The organism is Salinigranum sp., assembly GCF_041641895.1.
Classification (GTDB): Archaea; Halobacteriota; Halobacteria; order Halobacteriales; family Haloferacaceae; genus Salinigranum.
Genome location: NZ_JBEPXO010000113.1, coordinates 1 through 10,305 on the forward strand (window position 1 = coordinate 1; position 10,305 = coordinate 10,305).

The 10,305-nt window shown below is 69.2% G+C and carries 12 protein-coding genes; 5 read left to right on the forward strand and 7 right to left on the reverse strand.

Going from position 1 to position 10,305, the window contains the following annotated elements; translation table 11 throughout:
- The 4 genes from ACESK5_RS17655 to mce form a co-directional block, all read right to left on the reverse strand.
- On the reverse strand, positions 1–428 hold a 428-nt coding region (locus tag ACESK5_RS17655), incomplete at its 3' end, for an acyl-CoA dehydrogenase family protein (RefSeq protein WP_372912897.1).
- Between the two features lie 380 nt (positions 429–808).
- Positions 809–2,461 (reverse strand): long-chain fatty acid--CoA ligase, encoded by a 1,653-nt coding sequence (locus tag ACESK5_RS17660; RefSeq protein ID WP_372912898.1) that lies wholly within the window; start codon positions 2,459–2,461, stop codon positions 809–811.
- 72 nt (positions 2,462–2,533) lie between these two features.
- Positions 2,534–4,468, reverse strand: coding sequence for an o-succinylbenzoate--CoA ligase (menE, locus tag ACESK5_RS17665; protein ID WP_372912899.1), 1,935 nt, complete (start codon positions 4,466–4,468; stop codon positions 2,534–2,536).
- 77 nt (positions 4,469–4,545) lie between these two features.
- Positions 4,546–4,929: a methylmalonyl-CoA epimerase gene (mce, locus tag ACESK5_RS17670; protein WP_372912900.1), complete on the reverse strand. Its 384-nt coding sequence runs from the start codon at positions 4,927–4,929 to the stop codon at positions 4,546–4,548.
- A 112-nt stretch (positions 4,930–5,041) separates the two neighbouring features.
- Between mce and ACESK5_RS17675 the strand changes: the two genes are divergently transcribed.
- Positions 5,042–5,233 (forward strand): hypothetical protein, encoded by a 192-nt coding sequence (locus tag ACESK5_RS17675; protein WP_372912901.1) that lies wholly within the window; start codon positions 5,042–5,044, stop codon positions 5,231–5,233.
- A 63-nt stretch (positions 5,234–5,296) separates the two neighbouring features.
- On the opposite strand, the gene ACESK5_RS17680 is transcribed toward ACESK5_RS17675, so the two are convergent.
- Together ACESK5_RS17680 and ACESK5_RS17685 are read right to left on the reverse strand one after the other, a co-directional pair.
- Positions 5,297–6,976, reverse strand: coding sequence for a methylmalonyl-CoA mutase (locus ACESK5_RS17680; RefSeq protein ID WP_372912902.1), 1,680 nt, complete (start codon positions 6,974–6,976; stop codon positions 5,297–5,299).
- Positions 6,977–7,116: 140 nt separating this feature from the next.
- Positions 7,117–7,245, reverse strand: coding sequence for a hypothetical protein (locus ACESK5_RS17685; protein ID WP_372912903.1), 129 nt, complete (start codon positions 7,243–7,245; stop codon positions 7,117–7,119).
- Between the two features lie 168 nt (positions 7,246–7,413).
- On the opposite strand from ACESK5_RS17685, the gene ACESK5_RS17690 reads away from it, so the two are divergent.
- The 4 genes from ACESK5_RS17690 (at position 7,414) to ACESK5_RS17705 (ending at position 10,103) form a co-directional block, all read left to right on the forward strand.
- Positions 7,414–8,088 carry an O-methyltransferase gene (locus ACESK5_RS17690; RefSeq protein WP_372912904.1) on the forward strand — a complete coding sequence of 225 codons (675 nt, stop codon included), beginning with the start codon at positions 7,414–7,416 and terminating at the stop codon, positions 8,086–8,088.
- A 47-nt stretch (positions 8,089–8,135) separates the two neighbouring features.
- Complete coding sequence (locus ACESK5_RS17695; RefSeq protein WP_372912905.1) at positions 8,136–8,909, forward strand: creatininase family protein; 774 nt, start codon at positions 8,136–8,138, stop codon at positions 8,907–8,909.
- Between the two features lie 61 nt (positions 8,910–8,970).
- Complete coding sequence (locus tag ACESK5_RS17700) at positions 8,971–9,366, forward strand: nascent polypeptide-associated complex protein (protein WP_372912906.1); 396 nt, start codon at positions 8,971–8,973, stop codon at positions 9,364–9,366.
- A gap of 14 nt (positions 9,367–9,380) precedes the next feature.
- Positions 9,381–10,103: a methyltransferase domain-containing protein gene (locus ACESK5_RS17705; protein ID WP_372912907.1), complete on the forward strand. Its 723-nt coding sequence runs from the start codon at positions 9,381–9,383 to the stop codon at positions 10,101–10,103.
- 46 nt (positions 10,104–10,149) lie between these two features.
- Here ACESK5_RS17705 and ACESK5_RS17710 read toward each other — a convergent pair.
- Positions 10,150–10,305: ATP-binding protein (locus tag ACESK5_RS17710; RefSeq protein ID WP_372912908.1), on the reverse strand; the 156-nt coding region annotated here is incomplete at its 5' end.

Here is a 10,305-nt window from a genome sequence, read left to right on the forward strand (position 1 = left end):
GTGGTGGTCATCCCCGCCATGTCGCTCCCGGTGTCGGGTTCGGAGACGGCCAGCCCCGAGACCTGGTCGTGGGCAGCGACCGGTTCGAGCCACTTCTCGGCCTGCTCGTCGGTCCCGTAGTCATCGACGATGCTGCAGCCGAAGCTCGCCAACTGGAGGGTCAGCGCGATGCCCGCGTCGGCGCGGAACAGTTCCTCGGCGATGGCCAACTGCTGGAGCAGGTCGTACCCCTCCCCGCCCCACGCCTCGCCGATGTCGCCCGCGACGAGACCGGCGTCCATCCCGGCTTCGAGGACGTCCCACGGATACTCGCCCGAGATGTGGTAGTCGGCGGCGACTGGTTCGATGTGTTCGGCGGCGAACGCCCGCGCCCGCTCCTTCACTGGGTGCGCGTACTCGGGGACGACGCTGTCGTCGAGGAGGTCCATACACCGGGGTTCGTGGCGACCGTGAAAATAGTTCGTGAACGTCTCTCCGGCGGTGCTGACGCGGAGACGAGTGGCCCACGGGTCGGGGGACCCGAGGCCGTCACCCACCCCCGCGAACGAGCCGGCACGGAGGCCGCACCGTCACGTGCCACCCGCAACACCTCGGCGGTCGGCGCGCGAGAGTGAGCGAAGCGAGCGAACGCGCGAGGGTCGGCTCGCGGCTCTGTCCGCGAGCGACCGGCTGGGGTGGGTGAGGCTGCGGTCCACCGCGCCCGTGTGTCGTGCGGTCAGACCGCTCGGAGACCGGCGACCACGACTCTACTGACGACACGGACGACGTCATCCCCTACTCACTCTCACCGAATCCCCCTCCCAACTGCTCACTCGTCTTCCGGCGCGGCCTCCTCCGGCGGCTCGACGGTGTGGTCGGCGTACTCCTCCCTGAGGACCTTCTTGTCGAACTTGCCAGTCGCGGTTTTCGGTACCGAGTCGATGTAGACGACGTCGTCGGGGAGCCACCACGTCGGATACTCCTCCGCGAGGAAGTCCATGATGTCGTCCCGGAGCGGCCCCTCGCCGATGCCCTCGCGCGGGACGACGAACGCCACCGGGCGCTCCTGCCACCGCTCGTGGGGGACGCCGACGACCGTCGCCTCGCTCACGTCGTCGTGGGCCATGATGGCGTTCTCCAGCTCCTGGCTCGAAATCCACTCCCCGCCCGACTTGATGACGTCCTTCGCGCGGTCGACGATCTGGATGTACCCCTCGGGGTCGACGCGGACGACGTCGCCCGTCTTCAGCCAGCCCTCCTCGAAGTCGGCCTCGTTCGCGTCCGACCGACCGAAGTACTCCGTCGTCACCCACGGCCCGCGAATCCACAGTTCGCCGAAGTCCTCGTCGTTCCACGGGACCTCGCCTTCTTCGCCCATCACCTTGAACTCCAGTCCGGGGAGGACGAGCCCCTGTTTGACCCGTTTCTCGTCGCGCTTCTCGGCGGGCCACTCCTCCATCCCGGGCTTGAGATGCGCCGCGGCCGCGACGGGCGACGTCTCGGTCATCCCCCACGCGTGCAACACCTGTACGTCGTACTCCTCCTCGTACGTCCGGATGAGCGACTTCGGCGCGGCCGCCCCGCCGATGGCGATGCGTTCGAGCGACGAGAGGTCCGCGTCGTGCTCCTCGAGGTAGTCCAGGAGGCCGAGCCAGACGGTGGGGACGCCCGCCGTGAACGTCACCCCTTCCTCCTCGATGAGGTGAGCGATGTCGGCCGGGTCGGGCGACGGGCCGGGGTAGACGTGTTTGCCTCCCGCGGCAGTCACCGCGTGCGGGAGGCCCCAGGCCATCACGTGGAACATCGGGACGACGGGCATCACGACGTCGTCGGCGCGGATGTCGAGGCCGGCCTCCGGGAGAATCCCCATCGTGTGCGCCCACATCGTCTGCTGCGTGTACTCGACGCCCTTCGGCCTCCCCGTCGTCCCCGACGTGTAGCACATCCCCGCCGGCGTCTCCTCGTCCAGGTCGGGCCAGTCGTACGTCTCGTCCGCGCCCGCGAGGAACGACTCGTAGTCGGTCACGGGCGAGAGCGACGTCTCCGGCACCTCGCTGCCCATCACGACGAACTGCTCGACGCTGTCGAACGCCCCGTCGGCGTCGGCGTAACAGCTCTCCAGCTTCTCGACGAGCGAGTGGTCGACGAACACCACCCGGTCTCGGGCGTTCTCGACGATGTACTGGACGTGGTGGTCGGGCAGCAGCGGGTTGATGGTGTGAAGCTGTGATCCGCGGCACGGGACGGCGAAGTACGTCTCGAAGTGTCTGGTGTGGTTCCAGCAGAACGTCGCGACGCGCGCGTCCCGGTCGACCTCGGCGTCGTCGAGCGCGTTCGCCAACTGTGCGACGCGTCGCTCGTAGCCGGCGTACGTCGTCCGTTCGATCCCCTCGTGGGTCCGCGAGACGACCTCACGCTCGGGGTAGAGTCGCGCCGCTCGCCACAGGAACGGCCGTAACGTCTGTGCTGTCGTACCTGCCATACTCCGTGCTGACGCGGAACCGTAATGATTGTTCCTCTGAGACGACGGCCCGGACGGGGTGGAGACCGGAGGTCAGCTCGCGTCGTCCGCCCCGTCCGGGTCGTCGTCCGTCTCCTCGGACTGCTCGGAGTCGACGCGCTCGTCTGCGTCTGCGGGTTCGTCGTCCGGGAGGACCTCCCGGACGAAGTCCGGCGTCTCGGGTTCCTCGGGTTGGTCGTCCGCCTCCGCCGTCGGTTCCTCGTCCGGGTCGGCCGCCTCGTCGGCCTGGACGCGCTCGCCCGGACTCCAGTCGGACCCGCCGATGAGGAACGTCTCGGCCTCGTCCCCTCCGCCCGCGGCGTCGTCGCCGTCGTTCTCCGTGTCGGTGCGCTCGTCTACGGGTTCGTCGACGTCCTCGTTCCCGGCGTCGTCTGCCACGCCCTCTCCCTCGTCGGCCGCTGCGCGCCGTGCGGCCGTCTCGTCGGCTCTCGCGTCGTCGTCCACCGCGACGTCCAGTTCGCGGTCGGGCCCCGCCTCCGATTCGGACCCGGACATCCCGGCGACCAGGCGGTCCCGCGCTGCCGCCCGCTCGACGGTCCCCGAGGCGGTCCGCGGGAGTTCCTCGACGAACGAGACGACGCGCGGGAGTTTGAACCCCGCGAGCCGTTCGCGACAGTACGACTCGACTGCGTCGACGGTCAGGTCGTCGTCGGTCGGGACGACGAGCGCACCGACCAGTTCGCCCCACTCGTCGTCGGGGACGCCCACGACGACGACGCCGGCGACCATCGGGTGCGCGCGGAGGACGTCGGCGACTTCTCGGGGGTGGACGTTCTCCCCGCCGGTGATGATCTGGTCGTCGACCCGACCCAGGACGAACAGCCGCCCCTCGTCGTCTAGATAGCCGACGTCGCCCGTCCGCAGGCCGTGTGATCCGAACGCCGCCTCCGTCGCGTCGAGGTCGCTGTAGTAGCCCGGCGAGACGGTCGGTCCGTCGACGACGAGTTCGCCCGGCACCCCCGGTGGGGCCTCGCCGTCCCCGTCACGCACCGTGACCGATGTCCAGAAGAGCGGTCGACCGACCGTCCCGGGGTCGCCGAACGCCTCGCGGGGGGTCGCCGTCGCGACCTGTGAGGCCGTCTCCGTCATCCCGTAGGTGGGGTGGACGGGCACCGAGAAGTCCCGACAGCGCTCGACGAGTTCGTCCGGGGCGGGCGCGCCCCCGAGCAGTACTACCCGGAGCGAGTCGGCCAGCGTCCCCCGGAGGTCGAGCATGCGCTTCAGCATCGTCGGCACGAGCGAGACGCAGGTGACGTCGTAGCTGCCGACGTCGTCAGCCGTCCGACCGGGGTCGAACGACTCCTCGAGCACGACGGTCGTTCCGTACAGCGGCATGCGGAGGACGGGCGAGAGGCCGCCCATGTGGTGCAACGAGAGACAGACCAGCCAGCGGTCGTCGCCGTGTAGCCCGAGACGGAACGCCGAGGCGACTGCACTCGCCAGGAGGTTCCCCTGCGTGAGGCGGACGGCCTTCGGCGCCCCGGTCGTCCCCGACGTGAAGACGAGGAGGCGCGTGTCGCCGAGGTCCCACGCCGTCGGCGTGACGCGCTCCGGGACCGCCTCCGAGAGCGGCCGAACGGTCTCGTGTGTCGCGTCGTCGACCGAACAGACCGGTCCCTCGAACGCCGCGACGGCCGTCGCTTCGGTCTCCGCCGAACAGACGAGCGTCGTGACGTCGGCCACGTCCAACTGGTCGGCCAGTTCGCCCGCAGTGAGACCGTCGCCGACCGGGACGAGGACGGCTCCGAGGCGGTCGGCCGCGTGGACGGTACAGACCGCGGCCAGTCGGGTCTCCATCAGCATCCCGAGGTGGTCGCCCGTCTCGACCCCGAGCGCCGCGAGGCGACCGGCCAGATCGCCGACCATCGCGTCGAGGTTCGCGAAGTCGAGGGTCTCGCCGGTCGACGCGCGCACGAGCGCGGTCCGGTTCGGTGTCGCTCGCACGCGGTGGGTGAGCCAGTCCTGCATCCGTAGCCTCCCTGTCTCTGCGCGCGCACTACTGTCTTTCTCTCGGGCGGCGTCGGCCCCGTCCCGTCGACGCCGGGTCAGTGCTCGACGAACTCGACCAGGACCCCGCCGGTCGATTTCGGGTGGAGGAACGCCACCGAGTGTCCCCACGCACCGGGCCGTGGCTCCTCGTCGACGAGTTCGACGCCGAGGTCACGGGCGTGGTCGAGTGCGGCGTCGAGGTCATCGGTCACGAACGCGACGTGGTGCATCCCCGGCCCGTTCCGCTCGAGGTAGCGCGCGATGGTCCCCTCCTCCTGCGGTTCGAGGAGCTCGAAGTAGCCGCTGTCCATCTCGAGGAAGACGACGTGCATCCCGTCGAACACCTCCTCGTGAACGACGCTCGTCCCCAGGAGGTCTGCGTACAGTCCGGCCAGGGCCGAGGCGTCGTCGGTGGCGACGCCGATGTGGTCGAGTTCCATACCCCGCGCGTCGTACTCCCGAATCATAAACCGTGTCCCGGAAGACCTCTCGGACGGGGGACACGTCACCGATACCTATTTCACCCCGTCCCCCAATATGTCATCAACGACCATGAAGAATACCGCACACTGTCCGATGTGCGCGCAGCGCTTCGCCGACCGTACCGACCTGCGGGTCCACCTGATGTGTGACCACCGCAAGAGTTCGCTCACCGAGGAGTTGCTCGACGCCGTCGAGGCCAGGGACGACGACCGGACGGCCCACGAGCGCCCGGCGCTCACCGTGGCCGACCCGCAGGCGTAGGCCGCCCTTCTCTCCCGCCCGGCGCTCACCGTGGCCGACCCCGCGCAAGCGTGGGGGCCGGTCTCAGAGCGCGCTTCCCGGCTGGTACTCGCCGAACTCCTCGCGCAGCACGTTAGAAACCTCGCCGACCGTCACGCGCGCCTTCACCGCGTCGATGATGTACGGGACCAGGTTGTCGTCGCCGCGGGCGGCCGTCCGGAGCGCCTCCGTGGCCGCTTCGGCCGCCACCTCGTCTCGTTCGTCCCTGACACGCTGGAGGCGTTCGACCTGTCGCGCCTCGTCCTCCTCCGACACCTCCTCGATGTCGACTTCGGGCTCCTCGTCGACGCGGTACTCGTTGACGCCGACGATGACCCGCTCGCCCGTCTCGATCTCGCGCTGGCGCTCGAAGGCGACGTCCTGTATCTGCTGCTGGACCCACTGGTTCTTCACGCAGTCGAGCATCCCGCCGCGCTCGTCGACTTCGCCGAGAATCTCGAACGCCTCCTCCTCGACGCGGTCGGTGAGCGACTCCACGTAGTACGACCCCGCGAGCGGGTCGATGGTGTCGGCCGCCCCCGACTCGTGGGCGAGAATCTGCTGGGTCCGCAGCGCCGTCCGGACCGACTTCTCGGTGGGGAGCGACAGCGCCTCGTCCTTCCCGTTGGTGTGGAGGCTCTGCGTCCCGCCGAGGACGGCCGCGAGCGCCTGGTACGACACCCGGACGATGTTGTTCTCGACCTGCTGTGCCGTCAGCGTCGACCCGCCGGTCTGAGTGTGGAACTTCAGCTGTTTCGACTTGGGGTTCTCCGCGCCGAACCGCTCTTCCATGATGGTCGCCCACATCCGACGGGCTGCGCGGAACTTCGCGACTTCCTCGAGGATGTTGTTGTGGGCGTTGAAGAAGAACGACAGCTGTGGCGCGAACGAGTCGACGTCCAGCCCCGCATCCACGGCCGCCTGGACGTACTCGATGCCGTTGCCGAGGGTGAACGCCACTTCCTGAGCCGCAGTCGACCCGGCCTCGCGGATGTGGTATCCGGAGATGGAGATGGTGTTGAACTTCGGCGTCTCGGCCGCACAGAACTCGAAGATGTCCGTGATGAGCCGCATCGACGGCTCCGGCGGGTAGATGTAGAGGTTCCGCGCGACGTACTCCTTCATGATGTCGTTCTGGATGGTGCCCCGGAGTTGCTCGCGGTCGACCCCCTGCTCGTCGCCGACGGCGATGTACATCGCGAGGAGGACAGCGGCGGGGGCGTTGATGGTCATCGACGTCGACACCTCGTCGAGCGGGATGCCGTCGAAGACGGTCCGCATGTCGTCGATGGTGTCGATGGCGACCCCCGACTTACCAACCTCGCCGGCGGCCATCTCCGCGTCGGAGTCGTACCCCATCTGCGTCGGCAGGTCGAACGCCAGCGACAGGCCGGACGAGCCGTTGTCGATGAGGTAACGGAACCGCTCGTTCGTCTCGCGAGCGGTCCCGAAGCCGGCGTACTGCCGCATCGTCCACAGACGCCCCCGGTGCATCGTTGGGTAGACCCCTCTGGTGTACGGGTCCTCCCCCGGGAAGCCCAGGTCGTCGCGGTAGTCCGTCTCGACGTCCGCGGGCGTGTAGAGACGGTCGACCTCCTGCCCGCCGGTGTCCGTGGTGAACTGTTCCTCGCGCTCACCGAACCGCTCCAGTGTCGGTTCGAGCGTCTCCGACTCCCAGTCGGCTTTCGCCTCCCGGATGCGCTCGAGTTCGTCGGCGTCGTACATTGATTACCGTGATGGTCGGCGATGACTTAACGGTGGTCGTTACCGGGCTGAGAGAAACGTGAACGGGAGTGACGGGTGGCCGGACGGGGAGCAGAGTGGACTGGTCGGCGGTCCGACCCGCGCCGACCGGGACGACGTGCCTACGCGCGGCCCGTCGACGGCGAGCGCTCCTCGTCGCCGTTCAGGATCCGGTCGAGGATCTCGTTGAAGTCCGGTAGGTACGGCTCTGGCTCGGGGTCGTCGTCGGGGTCGTACGGTGCGATGGGCATCTCCTGAGTCCTCCGTTCAGGTCACGACAACTCACCGTCAGGTGATAACAGTTGTTCTTCGAAATCGAGTCTGTCTTCGAATACAGACAGTCGACGCGGGTCGACCACCAGCCCTCGTTGGCGGGGCGGAGAGGTACAGTTAAGCGCCGCCCCGGGCGACCCGAAGACGTGAACGAACACCTCGACGCGCTCGTCGACGCGGTCGGACCGAGCCACGACGACTGCCAGTCGGCGATGCTGGACCACGCCGTCGCCGAGGGGTTCCCGACGGTCGGTGCCGACGCGGGTGGCGTGCTCAGACTGCTGGCCCGGGTCGTCGGGGCGCGAGACGTCTTCGAGTTCGGCTCCGGGTTCGGCTACTCAGCCTCGTGGTTCGCCCGCGGGATGGACGCGGGACGGGTCGTCCTCACCGAGTACGACGAGGCGGAACTCGCCCTCGCCAGGGAGTTCCTCGACGGCGCGTACGACGTCGCGTTCGCCTTCGAGTCCGGCGACGCGATGGCGACGTTCGGACGGTACGACGGCCCCTTCGACCTGGTCCTCCTCGACCACGAGGGCGCGCGCTACGCCCCGGCGCTCGCTCGCGTCCGTGCGAAGCTCAGACCGGGGGGCGTGGTGGTCGCGGACAACGTCGCCGCCGGGCCGGTTGACACCGAGACGCTCGTCTCGATGCTGCGCGAGGACGACGCTCCCGACCCGCCCACCCGTGACGCCTCCTGGGACGTCGACACGACGACGGAGGGCATCGGCGCGTACCTCGACCTCGTCCGCTCCGACCCGGGGTTCGAGACGACGCTCCTCCCCGTCGGCGAGGGCCTCGCGGTGAGCGTCCGCGTCGAGTGACCCCCGGCGACCCAACTTATACTTACTCGACGGCGGATATGCAGTCGATGTATCTCGCAGACGAGGCGTGGCCCGACCTCGACACGTACTTCGATTCGGAGTCGCTGGCGCTCGTTCCGCTCGGCTCGACCGAACAGCACGGCCCACACCTCCCCGAGGGGACGGACCACTTCATCGCCGAAGCCTTCGCGAGAGCGGCGGCCGACCGCACCGGCTACCTCTGTACGCCCACCGTCACCGTCGGCGTCAGCCCCCACCACCGGCAGTTCCACGGGACGATGTGGGCCGACGCGCCGGCGTTCAGAGACTACGTCGAGTCCATCACCCGCAACCTCACCTACCACGGCATCGACCGGGTCGTCTACGTCAACGCCCACGGCGGCAACGTCGAGCACCTCCGGGAGGTGGGTCGCCGTCTCCACGAGTCCGAAGAGGCGTACGCCATCGAGTGGATGTGGAACGACTCCATCCCCGAACTGGTCGAGGAGGTCTTCGAACAGCCCGGCCCCCACGGCGGCCCGAAGGAGACGTCGCTCATCCAGTACCTCCACCCTGACCTCGTCCACGACGACCGGCTCGAAGATGCGAGAGACGGCGGCCTCGTCGACTGGGAGAACCACCCGGACGCGACCCGGAACGGCGCACGGACGTTCTACGACGCCATCGACAACACCGACAACGGGGTGCTGGGCGACCAGACCGACGCCACGGCCGAGAAGGGCCGGCGGCTGTTCGAGGCCGCCACCGACCAGCTCGTCCAGCTGTGCGAGTGGCTCGCCGGCCGGGAGTTCGAGGCGCTCATGCCACGAGACCACGTCTGACACCTCCGCACCTCGGCGACTGTTCGCCACGCTTTTGCCGACCCGTACCTTCTCGCCGAGTATGTTCGGAGGCGGCGGCATGAACCCGCGGAAGATGCAGCAGATGATGAAACAGATGGGCATCGACGTCACCGACATCGATGCCGAGGAGGTCATCATCCGGACCGCAGACGAGGAACTCGTCTTCTCTGACGCGCAGGTCACCCGGATGGACGCCCAGGGCACCCAGACCTACCAGGTCGTCGGCGAACCCGAGACGCGCGAGCGGGGAACGGGCGAGGCAGGGGCCGAGGACGCCGGAGGCGCCGACGAGGAGAGCGCAGGGGCCGGTGAGGCGATTCCCGACGAGGACGTCCAGCTCGTCGTCGAGCGTGCCGGTGTCTCCCCCAGCGAGGCCCGCGAAGCGCTCGCGATGGAGGACGGCGACCTCGCCGCGGCCATCTCCCGCCTGGAGTGAGCGCCCGCGACGACGTGAGACTCCTCTTCGTCCACGACGACCGCGAGTACCTCCTAGCTCCCGGCGAGGAGTTCGGCACCGACCTCGGCGTCATCGAGGTCCCCGAAGACGTCGACCCCGGCGACACCGTCGAGACCCACCTCGGCACCGAGTTCGTCGCCCGCGAGCCACGAGGCCCCGACCTGTTCGACCACTTCGAGCGCACCGGCGCGCCGATGATGCCGCGCGACGTCGGTCTCGTCGTGGGACACACCGGTGCGTCCCGTGGGGACCGCGTCCTCGACGCCGGGACCGGCACCGGGGTGCTCGCGGCCTACCTGGGTCGGGTCGGCTGTGAGGTCGTGACGTACGAGCGCGACCCCGACTTCGCCGACGTCGCGCGCGAGAACATGGCCCTCGCCGGCGTCTCGGACCTGGTCGACGTCCGGACGGGCGACCTCACCGACGACCTCGACTCGTTCGACCGGGAGTTCGACCTCCTCACCCTCGACACCGAGGACGCCCCGGCGGTCGTCGAACGCGCGCCCGACCTCCTCGTCTCCGGCGGGTTCGTCGCCGTCTACTCCCCCTTCGTCGAGGGGACCCGCGCCGCCCACGAGGCCGCGCGCGAGGCTGGACTGGGGGCCGTCGAGACCTTCGAGACGATCCAGCGGCGGATGGACTTCGGCGAGCGCGGCTCTCGCCCCTCGACGGCGGGGGTCGGCCACACGGGCTACCTGCTGTTCGCGCGGAACTGACACGGGCGCGACTCGACCGCCCCGCTCCGACGGGCGCCGGTCCCGGTCAGTCGTCGACGCGTTCGACCCCGCGCACTCTCACCCGCGTCCCCCCGCTCGGACTGTCGCAGAGCGACACGTCCCAGCCGTGAGCCGCCGCCACCTGCTGGACGATGTGGAGGCCGAACCCGGCTCCTCCCGCCGTCGAGTAGCCGGCCGTGAA

What these genes read in the sequence shown, in the direction of transcription:
- ACESK5_RS17660 (WP_372912898.1), bottom strand. Translation starts at nt 2,461, where the DNA reads ATGGCAGGTACGACAGCACAGACGTTACGGCCGTTCCTGTGGCGAGCG.
- menE (WP_372912899.1), bottom strand. Translation starts at nt 4,468, where the DNA reads ATGCAGGACTGGCTCACCCACCGCGTGCGAGCGACACCGAACCGGACC.
- mce (WP_372912900.1), bottom strand. Translation starts at nt 4,929, where the DNA reads ATGGAACTCGACCACATCGGCGTCGCCACCGACGACGCCTCGGCCCTG.
- ACESK5_RS17675 (WP_372912901.1), top strand. Translation starts at nt 5,042, where the DNA reads ATGAAGAATACCGCACACTGTCCGATGTGCGCGCAGCGCTTCGCCGAC.
- ACESK5_RS17680 (WP_372912902.1), bottom strand. Translation starts at nt 6,976, where the DNA reads ATGTACGACGCCGACGAACTCGAGCGCATCCGGGAGGCGAAAGCCGAC.
- ACESK5_RS17685 (WP_372912903.1), bottom strand. Translation starts at nt 7,245, where the DNA reads ATGCCCATCGCACCGTACGACCCCGACGACGACCCCGAGCCAGAGCCG.
- ACESK5_RS17695 (WP_372912905.1), top strand. Translation starts at nt 8,136, where the DNA reads ATGTATCTCGCAGACGAGGCGTGGCCCGACCTCGACACGTACTTCGAT.
- ACESK5_RS17700 (WP_372912906.1), top strand. Translation starts at nt 8,971, where the DNA reads ATGTTCGGAGGCGGCGGCATGAACCCGCGGAAGATGCAGCAGATGATG.